Source organism: Bacillus sp. ES1-5 (assembly GCF_022487605.1).
GTDB lineage: Bacteria > Bacillota > Bacilli > Bacillales > Bacillaceae_G > Bacillus_A > Bacillus_A wiedmannii.
Genome location: NZ_JAKVPU010000004.1, coordinates 71,150 through 89,394, shown reverse-complemented (window position 1 = coordinate 89,394; position 18,245 = coordinate 71,150). Strand labels below are relative to the sequence as shown.

Here is an 18,245-nt window from a genome sequence, read left to right as displayed (position 1 = left end):
TTTTACACCCTCTTCTTTGTTAATTTAAGTAATACTTTGCTCAAGCTTTCTTCCGTAAGATCCTCTGCATCAGTAAAATCTGATACCGTAAAAGCAGACTCTGTTGTTGGTTTATTTATAAGTTGGCGAAGATGCCTTAACATACCATCTGCTATCACTTGAATTTTTAATTTAGAAAACTGTTCCCTACTATACATCCAAACAAAATGTAACTTTTCATCTTTCACCATTCCAATAACATCAATTAGATGAGATGGTTTGGAATCTGGAGCATGATCTAAAAATGTAAACCCTGTCTCTTGCATAAACAAAGATTCCATTGAAAACACCTGATCAAATTGGCCCAAATAATTAAAGCTTATTGAAGGCTTTTGCTGATAAACCGGAATTAACCCTTTATTCAAGTAACGTAAAATACCATAGTCAACTCCGCGATTCGGAATTCGACGCAATTGTTCTTTGACAGCCTTTAACCCTTCTATAGGTGTTTGAGTTCCTTGAAAATTGAGATGAACGGGATAAATACTGGTAAACCAGCCCACTGTCCGTGATAAATCAATACCTTCAATCATCTCTTCTCTTCCGTGTCCTTCTAGATGAATAGAAACCGTTTGCTGATTTGTAAAATCGACGATAGCTTGTCCTACTGCCGTTAATAGTACCTCATCAATCCTTGTCTTATGAGTCACTGGAACTTCGTGTAACAATGCATATGTTTCTTCTATTCCTAAAGTCCTCGTCACTTGATCAATCGATTCTTCTGTTGTTTCTTGTATTGGATAGTCCATTGGAATTGTCATCGTTTCTTTTTCTACTTGTTCATTCCAATAATCCTGTACTTCTTTTGAAATACCCGAATCACTGTATGTCTGGAGTCGTTCAGACCATTCTTTAAAAGATGTACTTTTCGCAGGTAAGCGAATTCCTTGACCTTGTTTCATCTGGTTATATACCACCTGTAAATCTTCCAATAGAATTCTCCACGATACTCCATCTACTACTAAATGATGAATCACCCAGAATATTCGATCATTTCCAGTCAAGTTATCCTCAAAGTAAACTACTCTCATTAACGGACCAGTAACTAAATTGAAACTATCTTGATTAATGTTCATCTCTTCTTGTATTATTTTATTCCACTCTTTTTCATTAACTTTGTTCCGTTTTACAACATGGAGTACTGACAGCTCATCAGTCCCTTCATTTCTCTGCCTCCATGTTCCGTTTGATAACTGCTCGTACCGAAAACGTAAAGCATCATGATGTTTGATTAAATTTAATATTGCTCCCTCTAGTAACTTCACATCCAATCTCTCTTTTACTCTTAAAAGCATTGATTGATTCCAATGCTCTGGATGTGGATGTTCTTGCTCGAAGAACCAGTACTGAATTGGAGTAAGAGGCACATCTCCTGTCACAATCCCCTGCTCCGCTTGTACTCCCTGCGTTTCTATAGCCACTTGTGCCAGCTCGGCAATAGTTGGGCATTCAAACATTTGCTTTGGAGTAAGTTTTAACCCTACTTGACTTGCTTGAGATATGATTTGAATACTGAGAATCGAGTCGCCACCAATTTCAAAGAAATTATCATAGATTCCCACCTTTTTAATACCTAATACTTGCTTCCAAATTGTAGCCAGTATCTGTTCATTACTATTCCGAGGGCCAACACATTCACTATTAATCTGCTTTTCCTCTGGCATAGGTAAGGCCTCGCGATCAACTTTTCCGTTAGCTGTAAGTGGAATGGCTTCCATCTTCACGTATCCTGAAGGTACCATATAGCTCGGTAGTTTCGCTTTAAGATACTCTCTCCACGCACCTACATTTCCATCTCCTACAACATAAGCTACTAATCGTTTATCACCCGGTTGATCTTCTCTTACAATTACAACTGCCTCTTTTATAGATGCATATGCATTTAAAGTAGACTCAATCTCCCCAATCTCAATTCGGAAACCACGTATTTTAACCTGATGATCAATTCTTCCACGATAATCCAGATTACCATCTGGCAAATACCTCGCTAAGTCTCCTGTCCGGTATAATCTTGCTTTCGGATCACTACTAAATGGATGAGATATAAAGCGCTCTGCTGTTAATTCAGGTCTATTTAAATACCCACGCGCAATCCCTGCCCCGCCAATATAAAGCTCACCATCTACACCTATAGGAACAGGTTGTTGATAAGCATCTAATATATACACTTCTAAATCTGGAATCCGTTTTCCGATATTACTTCTCGAAGCATGATGCACATCATCTAGAGTAATTGGATAATACGTAACATGAACTGTAGTTTCTGTAATTCCATACATGTTAATTAGCTGTGGTTCTTTATCCCCATATCTTTGAAACCACGGTAACAAGCTAATGGGTTCTAACGCTTCTCCGCCAAATATCACATAACGCAGCAAGTTTTTATTCTTATCTTCATGTTCACACACTCGTATTAATTGTCGAAATGCGGAAGGTGTCTGATTTAGAACTGTGACTTCTTCCTCCACCAATAATTGATAAAAATCTTTTGGCGATCGACTAATCCAGTACGGAACAACAACTAATTTTCCACCATATAATAATGCTCCCCAAATTTCCCATACTGAGAAATCAAATGCATAAGAATGAAAAAGCGTCCAAGTATCTTTTTCATTAAACTGATACCAACAATCCGTCGATTTAAATAACCGAATGACATTGTGATGCTCTATCATAACGCCCTTTGGATTCCCTGTTGATCCTGAAGTATAGATTACGTAAGCTAGATTTTGGGAATTCACATCAGAAACCGGCAAGGTCTTACTTTCTTTCCCAATCTCTTCTTGATCACGATCCAGGCAAATCGATTCAACATTTTCTGGTAACCATTTCAATTCTTTTAAACTTTCTTGCGTTACGAATAACTGAATGCTAGCATCCTCTAAAATATATTGAAGTCGCTGCTCTGGATATGTTGGATCAAGTGGAACATAAGCCCCACCAGCCTTCAAAATCCCTAAAATACCTACAATCATTTCGAGAGAACGTTCAACACACAGTCCAACTAAAGTATCAGGTCCTATTCCCTTTTTCTGCAGATAATGAGCTAACTGATTTGCACGTTCATTAAGCTCCTTATAAGTAACTTTTTCTTTTTCATACGTAACTGCAATAGCGTTTGGATAAATCATTGCTTGTCGTTCGAACAATTCATGAAGAGTTTCCCGAGGTGGGAAATCCAGCTTAGGATTGTTGAACTCAACTAAACTTTTTCTTTTATCTTCATCAGAAATAATTTCGATTTCAGCTACCTTCTGCTTTGGGTTTTCAAAAGTGTTTTCCATTATCGCTAACATAACGTTAAAAAAGCGTTTTATCTCTTCCTTAGAATATAGCTCCTCACGATAATCAATATGTACATGTAAAGAGTCTATATCAATTAGATTTTCAATATGCACTGCAAAATCTTGTACCTCTTCACGGTTTGCGATCCATAGTGAGTCACCACTTTCATCACGATCCCTATAATCAATCGTAGTTCCGAAAAGTCTCACATTGCTGTTATTCTCTTTATTAATCTGCTTTAATAATAAATCAAATGGATATTTCTGATGTCTTAATGATTTACTTTGTTTTCTGGACACCCTACCAATAAATGAAAGCACTTCTTCTTCTGGATCAATATCCATTCTTAAAGGAACTGTACTCACCATCATTCCAATCAATTTTCGTTCCATTTTAGTCATGCGGTTGCCGTAAGCCATTCCTAATGCAATATCAAGCGAAGAAGTCCACCGATACATGGACAACGAGAAAGCAGCGACAAAAAGAGTATATAAACTAAATTTGTAATTTTGGGAAAATAACTCTATTTTTCTCTTCAAATGCTCCGATAATATAAACGTCTCGCGTGATGCTTTGGTACTAACTTGGTATGTATTATAGGGTTTCAATCCGGTTACAGATGGAAGTGTTTTAAATTCCTCTAACCAGAATTTTTGATCTTTTTGAAAGCGACTACTATTCAAGTATGTTTGTTCATTGGCCAGAAATTGAACATATGAATTTTTAATTTCGCCTTCCTCAGTCTCGTTATGCATTTCATAATAATATTTTGCAATCTGCTCAGTAAATATTTGAATTGATAAACCATCCATGATAATATGATGAACATTTCCAAAGACTGCACATTCATTATCGTTTAATTTTATTAAAGCGAAATAGTATAAATTTGAATTAAGTAATGTAAACCTTTCTTTTGTTTTCTGCTCAATCCATTCCTCAAGCAAATCTGAATTCTCCACATTACTGAAATCGAAAAACTCAAATTCTTGTTCTTCATGTTTAATAAAATATTGTTTAGGTTCCTGATGCCCATTTTCTTTTAATCTAATGCACAGACCGTCATTTTCACTGATAACACGATTCACAACTTGGTTTAATTTTGAATAATTCATTTTTCGATGAAGTTTAAATAAAAATCTTAAATTACATATCCCTTTATCAGAATGAATAACTTCTGTATACCATATTCTTCGCTGCGGGTGACTTAATAGAAAACATTCCTCATTGGTCATAAAAAATCTTCCCTTCAAAAATTATTTGCTCTTATAGGTTCGTGTTTATGTTTAGCCCATAAATATTTCTGCAGTGAAACTCCTATTACTCCAATGACAACAAGCCCAATCCCGCCATAAACATAGAGCTGAGTTACTCCAAACAAATGCACTAATGGGCCACTCATAGCAGGAGAAATAATTAGAACTGCGTTTGTTAAACTGCTTTGAATACCAAATACTCTTCCTACTTGATCTTGATCAGATTCTATTTGTAAAATGACTTGATTAGATACAAGCATCAGCCCACTTCCAATACCAGCGATAAAACTAATCAGATAGGCCAAAACGAAGACCGTACCGGGCGTTATCAAACCAATCCCCCCAAAACCAATTCCCATTAAAACCATGCCTCCACATACTACCCAACCATATTGAAATCGTTTTAATTTCTGAGTTAGTAATGCACCAAGTATTCCGCCAAGACCAATAATAGAAATGATATATCCCATTTTACTTTTATCATGTGGGAATAAGCTCTTAAATAAAGTCGGGAATTGTGAGTCTACTAATTGTAATACTGCCATGGCTATTGTAACGAAAATCATAGTTGATAATATTATTCGATTAGATAACACATAGCCCCACCCTTGTACCCAAGCGGCCCAAGTGCTTTGCTTTTGCTTTTCAACAAGTTCTTTCGATATAGTTTCTTTAAATTTTATTGTGGGTATCAGAACTAACGTAGCTAATAAACAACTTATAGCTCTTATAATGAGGCAGAACTCTGGCTGAAACCAACTCAGCAACATGCCCCCTATAAGTGGGCCTACTATCTTGGTACCCTGCTCTACTATTCCGTTGATACTTACTGCTTTAGTAAGCAAATCTGGGGATACAATCTGTCTTGTTAGTGTTTGTTGTGCAGGATAATAGAAAACAATAAAAATGGAACGAATCATTAATGCCACTAAGAGCCAGTGGATATTTTGTACAAATAAAAGAGCAATTGTTATTAAACCAACCATCAAATTACAGAACATCATAATTGGAATTTTTCTAAAACGATCTGCAATAACACCTGCCCATGAGCCAAAAATAATTCCAGGAAGTGCATATGCAACAGGGATCAATCCAATCATAGTAGGATCTACTTCCCATTCAAACCCAACTATAGTCATAATCGCTAACATATCAATAAAAACACCAAGCATAAGCAATGAATAGGCAGAGAAAACTTGTAAATAAACCCTATTTCCTAATAGGCCTTTTGAATCGGTAGTTTTCATAAAATGTGCTCCTTAAATTTACTAAAACGGATGTTTTCGTGTACACAATACCTCTTTTTTGCACATAATTTATAACTCACATATATCCATCCGAAATTTAATAGTATTCAAACTTCAATAACTATAAAATTCAATAGCTTTGGGATAATTTATGCATTCAAATATACTTATTTTTAGTTTTTATACATTCACTTCTGACTCTAAATAATCTTTTTCACCTATAAACGTGGACAAATTAAATGATTTCTAGTTATATCGTCATTACAACCACAGTAAAAAACGATAATATTTCATTAATTTATCTGAACAACCTTCTTTGATTTTCATATTCTACAAGCTAAAACTCTACTTAATGAAAATAATCCATTAATAGTTATCTAACCCTAACATTTACAATAGTTAAACCATCCAAATTACACCCTCTTTTCAGAATTTTCTTTTTTCTATTTAAAATACTATCACATAAATTTTCTAGCTACTATCTTCATAAAGTTGAAATAATCAAATCGGAAAATTCAGATATAAACAAAGTGAATTTGCAATTATCTTAGTTAATATTATTTTCACAAACGCTATTGAGTCCTAACAAACGATATACTCCTCTTTTTCCACATGTATGTTAATCATAAAAATTACTTCTTTTCCTTAAAACACTCTCGTTACTGTTTTATTTTTCATAAGTAGGTCATACCTGTTTTCCCTTTCATTCCTCTTTATATTTTTATCATACGCAATAAAAATCTCCCTCCTCATCTATTGTTAATGTTTTAAAAACCGCTCTTTGATACTAAGTGTTTTTCTGTCATATACGGTAGTGTCAAAATGTCATGCTTTTTATGACGGAACTATTAACCCAGCCGGATCCCACTCAATTTTTATTATTCTTTATAAATATGACAGAAGTTCACTATCGACTATGACTCGCCGCTTGCTACACTCTGTTCATACGCTAACTCGTTGTGCTAATAAAAATGTGGCTAAAAAACTTACAAAGATAATTCCAAATGATTATAAAAACGCATATCGATCTTTTATATTTGATTCCCCGGTATTAAAATGGTTAGAAAGTAAACAAGTGAATGCGATACTATCTATTCTTAGTGTACTAGTAGGAGTTGTATTTTTTATATTTATAATTATTTTCTTATACTTTCGTTTATTTACAGATTTAGATCGAGATAAAAGCCAATTTCAAATGCTTTCTAAATTAGGGTTAACTAAAAGAGAGATAAAAAAATTGTAACCCAACAAATTAGGATATTATTTTTTAAACCTATTTTGATTTCTGTTCTTCATAGTAGCGTGGCCTTCTTGGCAATAAGTTTTTTAGCGCAGAGCAGGCACATAGACTTACCTATTGCAGGAAATTCTATTCTCATATTCACGAGCTTTATTAGTGAGCTAATTAAATTCTTTGTTTTACTAATGGAGTAGCACCACATCTCTATCAAGCTAAGAAAATAAAATTCCTCTTAAAATGAAAAAACACGCTATTCTTTCTGCAGAATCAGAGGAAGGGATAACGTATTTTTGGCTTTATGGATAGTGTAATGTCTTAGGTTGAAGGCATGTGGTGCTATCCCATTGCTATTAACCTGAGAATTAAAGTGTAATATCATTTAAGGGAGTACTTAAGATACAAATAAAATAACTTTTCCATGTCGTACTGTTTTATTAAAGACTACCCTGAGTTGTAACTAGTTCAAAGCGACTGTAAATTCTGAGTTCGGTGCGCCAGCAAATACAACCGTTCCTTTCTCTGGTAGTTTCACTTTGTTATTGTCACTAAGGACGGTAAATTTGATACATACTCCATTCTGTCATAACCAAAGATAAATCCTCTCTTTTTTACACATATGTTAGTATCATAAATTACTTTTTCATTTAGAATGTTCTTATTACTAGTTTGTTTTTCGTATAAATGTACCCTATTTATCCTCCCTCTTTTACGCTTCTCTATATTTGTATCCTATACAATAAAAATTTCTTTTTTCTTATCCATTTCTTACAATTTCCTTACGTTCAAATCACTTTTATTTGTGGATATCAAGACATTACTATCAAGCTAAAATTTTTTAGTACATCCAGAACAAAATTTTTTGTTAACTTTTACAAAAAGTTCATTTTTTCATTTCGAGGTAATTCTGAATTTTTAAGTTGGTGGGCATGGGGTAGATTTCTATAAAAAAAGACACCCTTAGGTGCCTTCCTCCGACTTGAATCATTTTAATTTTAATAATATAGTGATAAGTTTAAAAACTATAGGGATTTGTAAGTAGTTTTTACGAATTTATGAGTGTTTTTTATTTTGTATTTCAATAAGTTCATCTGGTATCACTTTTGTATAATATTCTTTTTCGATTAGTTCAAATATAAATAATGCTTTTTTCCAGTTATAAACAACATCTTCTACATTGTGTTGTTTAATCTTTAATAAACACTGACCTTTTAAATAGAATAGTTCACCTAATAGGTATAAAGTATTTAGATTAATTGCTAATTTGATGCCCTTATCAATGTATTTTATTGCCTCTTCATGTTGATATGTGGAGGACAAAGTTTTTGCTAAATTGAAAATGATTTTTAACTTAATTTCTTTATCTCTAGGAAAATCTAACTTATTAAAATTAGTTAAACATCTTTTTGATATAGTAATACTTTTTTCATATTCTTTATTTTCCCCATGAAATATAGCCATTGTCTGCATAATATCTATTTCTCTTTCTGATAAAAATCAGAATTGGTTAAAGTTAATTTTAATGCATGATTTAAAAGAGTTAAAGCAGTTTTTGTTGATCTATTCACCATAAATATAGAAATTGCTTCATGCCATATTAGAAATTGTTTCTCTTCTTTTGTTTGAAAATTATTTAAGTTCTTCTCTTTTTTTACTATTTCATAAAGTTCTTTATATTGTTTTTGTTTTAAGCAATCTTTTATTACGTATTTTACATTTTCTGTATATTTAATTTTTTTGTTTTGAGTTAGTGCAAATATATTATTTGGATCAACACCAAGTCTTTCTGATAATTGATATAACAATATGCTAGATGGATAAATCAAACCTTTTTCGATCTTGCTAATTTGACTTTGTGAACATATTCCATGACATAATTCGGATTGAGATATATTTTTTTTCATTCGAAGTTCTTTAATGGTAATACCCAAATCGTTAAATTCCATTTTCCTCACCTACTATTTAGCACTTTATTAGTATAATATTATTTAAAGTTAATATAATATAAAGTTAATTTAGTTGCAATTATTGTTTGTTGTAAAGGCCTTATCCTTTCTATAGGAAGATGAGGCTTTTTGTGCATAAAAAAGACACCCAAAGGTGCCTTCCTCCGACTTGATCAACATAAGACTTTTCTTATAGTACAAATATATTTGGGTTCCCACCCAACTTTGTTTCACCACATCTATTCATAAATTTTAATTAATTTATGGGTTAGACTACACCCATTTATACATTTCAAATATCAAATCGTCTAACTTACTTGTCCATCTTAATCCAGAAATTTCAGGGAAAAGAGATCTATAATTACCCCAGTTTAAGATATGAATATCCTGAAATTCTAAATCCTTTAGCGAGGATATACTTCTAGCATTATATGCAGGTTTATGTACGTAAATTAACAATCTTTCAGCCAAGTCAATTTCAACTGACCATTCAGTTTCAGTTGGGTTTTTAGAACCATGAAACCTTCCAACATATATTTTAGTATTGTTAGAATCGTTAGTGTCCAGCCAATTTTCTTGTGAAATTCTTTTTCCTAGAGTCTGAAAATCGGCTTTTCCAATATACAATAGAACATCATTACCATATATTGGATGATTCCCGTAAATTTGATAAATTCCATAATCGGTTTCTTCATTTTTTAGTTTTACGAGGTCTGTAATATTGTATGGTCCTTCCCAAAGGATTTGAATTAAACTCGTTTTTGTAGTTTCCATAATAAAAACACCCTTAAATTCATAGTTATTTAATATATGTAATGCATTTCTGTATGCCGGGGAATTAGTTACAAGAGATTTCCCTTTAGTAAGCCCTGTAATAGCAGTTACCTTACCTGCTTGGCCTACTTTATCTAGACCTTTGCTATCAACAAAGCCTGTGAGTAGCGTAGTGACTGCGTAAGCTGCATAATGTTCTCTGCTTTCTAGATCTCCATTCCAAAAATTATTCATACATGTATCTGATACAGTATTCCATGCAGCGGGAATAGTCTCCCTATAGTTTACAATCGTATCTCGCATATTTAACCAGGTTTCTTTATCTCCTAAAGCTACGAATCCTTCCCATGCATCTACAGCACCATCTATAAAACCGGTGAAAATACCAGTCCACGCAGAATTTAAATCCTTTTTATTGAAAAATGACTCTTCTGATTTTGGAGGAAGTTTTCCACACATGGCACCTTCTTGAATATCAGAGTCAACTATATTTCCGCAATACAATGCATCCGCCTCTCGGAATTTAACAGCTGCACGTTCTCATTCTTCTGCGATTTTATCTAATTCTTGCAGAACATTGAACATCATTGGTTTTGTTTCATTGAACATTTGATAAAAACGATTACTTATTGCTCCGCTCCATTGAGAGGCTATATACTCTGTTTGATTGTATAAGTCTTTATGTATATGTTCTAATGATGACCTCGTATTTCTTATAATTTTAGCTGCTTGTTCTAATTGTTCTGGTGATACCTTTATTTGAGTTCTCATTCCATCCCTTCTTTTCGTATATATTATAAAAATTATGACATATGCATTGTTACTGCTATAATTTGAAAATTAGTATTTTAAGCACGCTACCAACGCTTGCTTCATAGGACTTTAATAAAGACATTAATGATTGGTTTTTCAATCTGCTAAAATATATAATGAACATGAGCACATAGACTATAAATCATAATATAATTACATACATATTTAATGATTAAATTTATAAATTACTTGCGGGCATTTATAGGAGTTAGGTAATAGAAAGGTCAAATTTTTTAAAAAAAGCGTTAAAGATATTTATCTTCAATACTTTCTGCAATAATAAGTTTTAAAATAAAATATAAACTATAACGTATTCTAATTATGGTATAATATAGCTAGTAACTGAAGGCGTGTGGTGGGAGGTTGCAGCCTTTCTTTCTCTTAATTTAGAGAGAAAGGAGGTGTAACCGATATGGAATTTTTACAACAATTATTACAGGATGCTACGAAACTATTCGTAACAGTGTTCATAACAACTTTTGCTACTGCTTATGCTAACAAGCTAGTGGCAAAACGTAATAATAAAAGTAAAAGAACCACCCAGACGTCTGCCAAACGTAAGAAAGGTGGTTCAAAGAAAAAATAATTAAACTTTGCAATCTACCACCTAACGGCAGCAGTTACAAATTAGACGGGATGTTACCAGCATCTCGTCTTTTATTATTATGCACATAGTTAGTGAGTTAAAACCTTTAATAAAAGGTTTATCTCTACACTCTCATTATACATTTTATCTCATTGGAAAACAATATCATCTTGTTTGGTATTTTTTATTATGAAATAATGATTGATTCTCCTTAATAAATTCCTATTTTAGTGAAGTTTTTTCAATTACTTCTTTCTTTTTATACATGCCTTTTAGTGTTTCCTCATTTGTTTTTAAATCAGCTTTATCAACTAACTTTTCATTTTCATTTTGCAGTTTTTGTTAATCCATATTTTGTTCAATTAATTTGGCAGTAAGTTGAGGTTTCATTTCTTTAAATGACGGAAGTTTTTGTTTATCTAGTTTTTTATAATATGAAAACCGTAATTGGTTTGTATCGGTTCGCTTATTTGTCCAACCTGTAACTCATAAGCTTTGTCTTCAAATGCGAGTATCATACTGCCAGATTGAAGTATCCCTATGCCTCCACCCACGTTTTTAGTTGCACTATCTTGAGAATATTCCATGGCTAACTTGTTAAAATCTTCCCCAGAATCTAGTTTCGCTTTTACTGCTTTAGCTTGTGCCTCATCTGTTAATAGAATATGACTTATATGTAATTTCGTTTTTTTGTATCATATTGTGCTTTGAGTTCACTTTCTGTAACTTTCACATGCCCTTCTGCCAATTTATTTTTTAACAGGTCTAATTTTAATTTCTTGCGTAATTGTTGTTCTGTATCCCCTTATTGTGATGGGTATAAATTTTTTAAATTCAATTTGGTACGTGAAATTATATATACTGAATTAACCCTTTTTTCCCTTTTAAAATTCACATAGCATCCTATATGAATTTTATGTTATTATATAGATAGAAAATTTGTTTCCATTGTTTATACTCTATTGTACGTAGCGTGAAGGACAAACCTTACGCCCTGTTAACTCGGGCGAGGTTTGTCCTTTTTTTATTTTAAGGAGGAATATACTATGAAAAAAATCTACAAAATCGGAGCAGTTATCACAACTTTATGCGTTGCTTGTATCGCGATCTTTACTTTAACTAAGAATGAATCAGTCAAAACAGAAACTATAACACCAGAAAAAACAATTGTATCTGCTGCAGATGTCAAAGGATCACCTGAAAATATAAAAGATATTTCAAAAGATGAATTAAAGCAAAAAATACAATCCCATGAAGAGTTCATTGCGTATTACTATCAACCTACCTGTCATTTTTGTAAAAAAGCTGCACCAGATATTAATAGTATGTCAAAAAAGCATGATAGAAGCATCTATCGTATTGATATCTCTACACCAGAAAATCAAAATGCCTTTGAAGAGTTCGACATTCCAGGTACTCCAGTTGTTGTAGCTTATAACAGGGGTGAAGAAGTTGAACGCCTAGAAGGAGTAGTGTCAGCTGCTACATATGATGGATTCTTTGCAAGACGTAATTCGAGCGCTAGTTAATATAGTGCTCGTTTTTCTTTGGAAGAAAGGAGAATTTACATGCAACAAAGCACTCGTATTCATTCTTTAGATATAATAAGAGGTATAGCCATACTATGTATCCTTTTTGCGAATCTGCCCACTATGACGGGACTAGATCCCTTTAATCAGGCAGGTTACTCCGGTACAGATAAAGCGATTGGTTTTTTAGTAGATTTATTTATACAAGCAAAGTTCTACACTATTTTCGCATTCTTATTTGGCGTAGGGTTTTATATCTTTATGAAAAATACAGAAGCAAAAGGATACCCCATGTATAAGTTGTTTATTCGCAGACTGTGTATTTTATTAGCCTTCGGTTTACTTCACTTCACCTTTCTATGGTATGGAGATATTCTACATGCGTATGCTATAGCCGGATTTATTCTATTGTTCTTTTATAAGCGGTCTACTAAGCTTATTTTTATAGCTGGTTGTAGTTTCCTAACGATTAATTATGTATTACATATTATTATATTTTTACAAGCAAGTTCTTTTATTCCTGAAGTACCAACTTACTATCAATATATGTTTACTGGCAACACTACCAACCACACGGTAAATCTATTTACACATTATTTATATCAAGTAAAAGCACGTTTGTTTTTTCTGATGATAGAGGAACCCCAACAACTACTAATTGGGATTCCGGAATATATAGGCTTATTTTTAATCGGTTTATGGGCTGGTAAGAAAGATATTTTTAAAAGGGTACCGGAATTAATAAAGCACATTATATTTTTACAGTGGAGCTCGTTATGCATTTCATGTCTTCTCTCTTGCCCTATTATCTACTACTTTATAAAAACGGATGTCTATTACTCTTACGATATACAACTATGGATTCTATTTGGAGGGAAAATACTAGCTATATTCTATATTTGTACCCTACTTAGAGTTTGTGAGAATAAAAAATATAGAGAGTGGCTGTACCCCTTTATGAACGTAGGTATGTATGCTTTAACGAATTACATTAGTCAAAGTATACTAACTCTTGTCATTCTTTCGTGGTCCCTTAAAGATATCTCACACGTATATTATTGGAAACTATGTATCTTCGGGGTTTTAATTATCTTTGCTCAAATTATATTCAGCACAATTTGGAGTAAATATTTCCGCTATGGTCCTATTGAGTGGATATGGAGAAAAGGAATTTACAAAAAATAGCCTATTTTTCTCCATTTACATGCAATTAACTGAAAAGAATGATAAAATATCATATGAAAGATTAAGGATATATTTGTGGTTTTGAGATTATGTTATTAAAATTACAGTGGTTCAAGTCAGAGGAAGATACCTTGTGGTGTCTTTTTTTATATACTATTTATAATCCGATTCATCAGTTTTATTATAAACACATTTTGCCTCTCCAAAAAGACCACCAGTATCACCTACATTATACAAAGGCGCGCCTTAAGGAATCGGTCTTCTTGGCTAAAATGATAAATCCCTCTGAATTACCAAGAATGCTATGTTTCTTATTTTTAGCCTTCTTCTTCATCCCCTTCTCTTCTTGAACAAATTACAAATCCACCTTCCATTGTCTCAACAAACCCTTTTTACGTCACATTAAATTTGTATCCCACTTCAGATTGAAATGAAAATAAATAAATCTCATTATATGAATTAATGTGAATTGGGCTTTATCCTGAGCTTTGAATAGGACATGTAGAACTCGTCCTATTACATAATATGCTTGTCCTTATCATAAAGTACAATAAAAAAAGCACCATCGTCCAGGCGCCAAAAGATACATATGCATTGAGGTAACTAACACGTTAGAAAAGATCCTTCCATATCATTGTATGATTATCGATTATCTTTATACCTAGATGAATCATTAAAATATAGATTTTGTTCACTTTTACGATACATTTATGAAACATTTAAATGTTACGCTGTATAAGTCCTTTTTTTGAATCATAATCATTCTGTCAAAAAGTCCTAGTCCCCCTAGGACTTTTTACCCTAAAATAAAGAAGTGTATCATATTTCTCAACATACTAAATTACTTAATATGGTAAAATAATATTTGGATGGGAATCCAATACATATTATTAAAATTAAGATGGTTCAAGACGAAGGAAGGCACCTTAGGGTGTCTTTCTTTATAGAATTTAGGATTACACGTACGGCAAATTGTACGTGTTAATCTGCTGTCTTATTATCCTGTAAAAGAAAAAATTTAATTTCCCATAGATATCTATTTTATAGTTAATTATAAACATCAGTTCATGATATAATTTTATCTATATATATTATTTAAAGGATGATAATAATGAATTCATACACAAATAAGCAAAAAATAGTATCTCTTATAATAGCTTCATTTATCTTTTTCAGTTTTGTATTAACGGGTATATACAATTTTACAAAACCAAATTTCTTTTACTTAAATTTAGCAGGTTTAGCCCTCAACAGTTTCATGTTATTTGTAGCAGCTAAAGCATTAATGAAACAAATTAAAGACTAAGTATATACAATGATAAAATAAATTTAAGCTTATTTGAATGATCGACACATCACAGTCAAGCAAATAAAACTCAGATGGAGGATTCAACATGAATAATCTAAAAAACTACTTAAACGAGAATCTTTTTATTAAGTATTCCCTATATATAATATTAGGAGCTGGCATAATAAGAACAGGTTATGAATTTGGCTATTTCATTACTAACTTCATGTTATAAAACAATACGTGGTGTTAATTAAAATAACACCGCGTATTGGTAGTCAGTAGACGTAGTAATCTAACAAAATCCCCCATAAAAAATTACTCAATGTTTTTTACATGCGACATTGAGTAAGTACTTCATAAATTCTGTTGTCAATATTTAATTTAAATTTGCAAACCATTTAATTGCATAGATGCTATAATTCTCAAAAATATTTCAGGTAACTCTAAAACAAAAATTTCAAATCACTACAACCATTATTCATGAGCATTTAGAACACTTTTGTGATGAAAAATAATTAATTCCTTAACTTGATAGCGATGTGGTAGAGCCCTATATTTGACTCTTTTTCTACACCTAGATATTCTAGAGTTCGTTCTAACATAAATGCAGCCTGTTGACGTGTTTGTGTGCCATATGGCGTAAACTTAGTAGCTGAAACACCTCGGATAATTCCTGTATCGTATAGGGCTTGTACATCATAATACCGGCTGCGAACGTATTTACATCAAGAAGATTAATGGAGCAAATGATGATTGCCCTGAATTGGTATGATAGCTGTTTTTGCAGAGTTTGAGCGTGATATTATTCGTTGAAATTCTCTTCTTAAAGATAATATTTAAATACAAACAAAACCAGCAAAACACCGTTCCTATGTCGTACTGGTTTTGTTGAAGTCCATCTTGAATTGTAGCTAGTTCAACGTAATTGCAAATTCTGAGTTCGGTGCCCCTGCAATTACAACCGTTCCATTCTTCGGCAGTTTTACTTTGTTATTGCCGCTCACGATGGTAAAGTTGACGCATACTCCATTCTCATCATACACCGCAAACGAACCCTTCGATGGCAATGTCACGGTCATCCTTTTTCCTGCTGCCGCTTGCGGGATCGTAAACCATTTAGCATGCCCATTTGCTTGCAGCGTAACTTTGGATGATTGGCCAGCATCAAGTGGTTTTACGTTGGTTCCACTTACGTATAACAACCCGGCCATTTCCATATATTCATTGCCGCCTTCTGTATAGAAATGCGTTTCCGTCGTATCACGGCCATTCATCACGGGGATCTGGAGCTGATGCGTCGCGGTGTTCGGACCTGTAATTTTTCTGCCCTCCCAATAGCCCGCCAGGCCTTCCTTACGAGTAATTTGTGTGGTAATAAGTTTCGGTTGTACGAGATATTCAATAGAACTAAATTTCTCATTCACGAGATAGAACTTAACACCTTCCCGCTTCGCCCATGCGGCAGCGGTTTTCTTCGATAGCACATTGTCTTCTAGTTTCTCGGCTAAATAGTGAGTCATCGCACCTTGCCCTAAGTCTGGTGTCGATTTATATGTGCTCTCCCTCAAATAAGTTCTTCCATTCTTCTCGGTGACAAAGTTGAGCTTAGAAGTACCCTTTTCATTAATAAAGCTTCCATCCGCAGTATATACATATTTTTCTTCTTGATTAGATGGTAAGAACAGTTCTCCATTCTTCGTAATTTCAATTTTGAAATGAGTTTCGCTATTGCCATAAAAGCCCGCTTTCTTTGCCACGTCTTGAGGCATCTTGACCTTGACCGGCTTGCCAAAAGATTTGTTAGGCTTGATGTTCTTAATTGAACCCTTCTCTTTAAGCGCGGCGAGCAGCAATTCCGTTGCCAGCAATTGATTTGTAGAGCTTCGTCCACCGGATGACAACACAGCCGCTGCCATTTTCTGTTCCGGAAGCACGACCAGTATAGCATGTTGCAGTGCCGTGTCGCCGCCCTTTGCCAAGCCTTTTATCCCATATTCACTGAATGGGTATAGTTTCACACTATCCCAGCCAAGACCATAGTTAAAAATATTATCTCCATCCCCCGGCCACATTCCTTTTTTATATTCCTCTTGCTCCATCGCCTTGACTACCTTATCAGAGAGGATCCCTTTTCCCTGTCCCATAAATAATTGTGAGAATCGTACCATATCTTCTGCCGTGGAAGAGACCCCTCCCGTACCAATCACATTCACAGATTCAATTGGAAGCTGCCCTTGGTACGCCGGAAAATAAAGTCCAGCCCGCTTTTCGTCTCTCCATTTGTCCTGCGGCGTTTTTGTATGATTCATCTTTAAGGGTTCTGTAAACCTTTGATGTAGAAATTCGGTAAAGCTCATACCGCTGACTCTTTCCACCAAAATTTCGGCCAGCGTAAAGCCATCGTTGCAGTATACCGAGAACGCGCCAGGGTCTGCTTTCAGGCTCTGGTTGGACAATTGCTGCAACAAGAAATCATGGGAATAGGTATCATTATCGTTAAATAAAAATGCATTACTTAACGTTGAACCTTGCAAGCCGGAGGAGTGATTCAACAACATACGCGGGGTAATGCGTTTGTACCGCACATCTTTCATCTTAAAATCAGGAACATAGTTGACCACAGGAGCATCCAAATCGACTTTTCCTTCGTCAACCAATTTCATTACAGCCGCCGTTGCATACATTTTACTGACTGAACCAATCCCGTATAGAGTATCTTTGGTTAGTGGCTGTTCCCCTTCCATATCGTTCTTTCCAGCCTGCCCCGACAAAGTAAGCTTGCCATTATCAATTAGCGCATACTGCACGCTAGTCGTCCCATGGGACTTCGTGAGTAGCGCAGCCTTCTCTGCTGCAATCTTCTTCAGCTCTTGGCTGGCTACTTCTACGTTAGATACAACTGTAGTCTTACTGTCAGAAAATGCTTTCGCCCCTGTTGGTAGAATCATAGTTAGCGCGAATGTAGCGGCTAATACACCAGTTAGTTTATTTTTCATGAGGGAATTGCCTCCTTAGATAAGTAATCAATTTCATCATTTATTTGTTTAACTATGAAAATAT

General features: G+C 33.9%; 8 protein-coding genes and 3 pseudogenes. 5 read left to right on the top strand and 6 right to left on the bottom strand.

Translation table 11 applies throughout. The features are described 5' to 3' along the window. Positions 1-2: 2 nt before the first annotated feature. Both MKO96_RS15240 and MKO96_RS15235 read right to left on the bottom strand, forming a co-directional pair. Positions 3-4,556, bottom strand: a complete 4,554-nt coding sequence (locus MKO96_RS15240; protein ID WP_240587964.1) for a non-ribosomal peptide synthetase — start codon at positions 4,554-4,556, stop codon at positions 3-5. A 14-nt stretch (positions 4,557-4,570) separates the two neighbouring features. After that, a complete protein-coding gene (locus MKO96_RS15235; RefSeq protein WP_240587963.1) occupies positions 4,571-5,824 on the bottom strand; it encodes an MFS transporter in 1,254 nt (417 codons plus the stop codon). A gap of 970 nt (positions 5,825-6,794) precedes the next feature. Here MKO96_RS15235 and MKO96_RS15230 point away from each other — a divergent pair. Further along, positions 6,795-7,258 (top strand): annotated as a pseudogene (locus MKO96_RS15230) (ABC transporter permease); the annotation flags it as partial. A gap of 856 nt (positions 7,259-8,114) precedes the next feature. Here MKO96_RS15230 and MKO96_RS15225 read toward each other — a convergent pair. Together MKO96_RS15225 and MKO96_RS15220 are read right to left on the bottom strand one after the other, a co-directional pair. Beyond that, positions 8,115-9,007 (bottom strand): annotated as a pseudogene (locus MKO96_RS15225) (helix-turn-helix domain-containing protein). Positions 9,008-9,793: 786 nt separating this feature from the next. Then, positions 9,794-10,552, bottom strand: a pseudogene (locus tag MKO96_RS15220) (WXG100 family type VII secretion target); the annotation flags it as partial. A 454-nt stretch (positions 10,553-11,006) separates the two neighbouring features. Between MKO96_RS15220 and MKO96_RS15215 the strand changes: the two are divergent. Continuing rightward, the gene (locus MKO96_RS15215) at positions 11,007-11,180 is read left to right on the top strand and encodes a hypothetical protein (RefSeq protein WP_165365607.1); all 174 of its coding nucleotides are present in this window, start codon (positions 11,007-11,009) and stop codon (positions 11,178-11,180) included. Positions 11,181-11,599: 419 nt separating this feature from the next. Here the strand turns inward: MKO96_RS15215 and MKO96_RS15210 are convergent, their stop codons facing one another. Then, complete coding sequence (locus MKO96_RS15210; RefSeq protein ID WP_240588153.1) at positions 11,600-11,845, bottom strand: peptidylprolyl isomerase; 246 nt, start codon at positions 11,843-11,845, stop codon at positions 11,600-11,602. A gap of 381 nt (positions 11,846-12,226) precedes the next feature. On the opposite strand from MKO96_RS15210, the gene MKO96_RS15205 reads away from it, so the two are divergent. From MKO96_RS15205 to MKO96_RS15195, 3 genes are all read left to right on the top strand, one after another. After that, positions 12,227-12,709, top strand: coding sequence for a thioredoxin family protein (locus MKO96_RS15205; RefSeq protein ID WP_240587962.1), 483 nt, complete (start codon positions 12,227-12,229; stop codon positions 12,707-12,709). 39 nt (positions 12,710-12,748) lie between these two features. Continuing rightward, the gene (locus MKO96_RS15200; RefSeq protein ID WP_240587961.1) at positions 12,749-13,894 is read left to right on the top strand and encodes a DUF418 domain-containing protein; all 1,146 of its coding nucleotides are present in this window, start codon (positions 12,749-12,751) and stop codon (positions 13,892-13,894) included. A gap of 1,111 nt (positions 13,895-15,005) precedes the next feature. After that, positions 15,006-15,200: a hypothetical protein gene (locus tag MKO96_RS15195; protein ID WP_046955828.1), complete on the top strand. Its 195-nt coding sequence runs from the start codon at positions 15,006-15,008 to the stop codon at positions 15,198-15,200. 896 nt (positions 15,201-16,096) lie between these two features. On the opposite strand, the gene MKO96_RS15190 is transcribed toward MKO96_RS15195, so the two are convergent. Further along, positions 16,097-18,181: a serine hydrolase domain-containing protein gene (locus MKO96_RS15190; protein ID WP_240587960.1), complete on the bottom strand. Its 2,085-nt coding sequence runs from the start codon at positions 18,179-18,181 to the stop codon at positions 16,097-16,099. Positions 18,182-18,245: the final 64 nt, after the last annotated feature.

Excerpts from the sequence above, each read along its gene's own strand:
- MKO96_RS15235 (WP_240587963.1), bottom strand. The coding sequence starts at position 5,824 with ATGAAAACTACCGATTCAAAAGGCCTATTAGGAAATAGGGTTTATTTA.
- MKO96_RS15215 (WP_165365607.1), top strand. The coding sequence starts at position 11,007 with ATGGAATTTTTACAACAATTATTACAGGATGCTACGAAACTATTCGTA.
- MKO96_RS15190 (WP_240587960.1), bottom strand. The coding sequence starts at position 18,181 with ATGAAAAATAAACTAACTGGTGTATTAGCCGCTACATTCGCGCTAACT.
- MKO96_RS15240 (WP_240587964.1), bottom strand. The coding sequence starts at position 4,556 with ATGACCAATGAGGAATGTTTTCTATTAAGTCACCCGCAGCGAAGAATA.
- MKO96_RS15195 (WP_046955828.1), top strand. The coding sequence starts at position 15,006 with ATGAATTCATACACAAATAAGCAAAAAATAGTATCTCTTATAATAGCT.
- MKO96_RS15200 (WP_240587961.1), top strand. The coding sequence starts at position 12,749 with ATGCAACAAAGCACTCGTATTCATTCTTTAGATATAATAAGAGGTATA.
- MKO96_RS15205 (WP_240587962.1), top strand. The coding sequence starts at position 12,227 with ATGAAAAAAATCTACAAAATCGGAGCAGTTATCACAACTTTATGCGTT.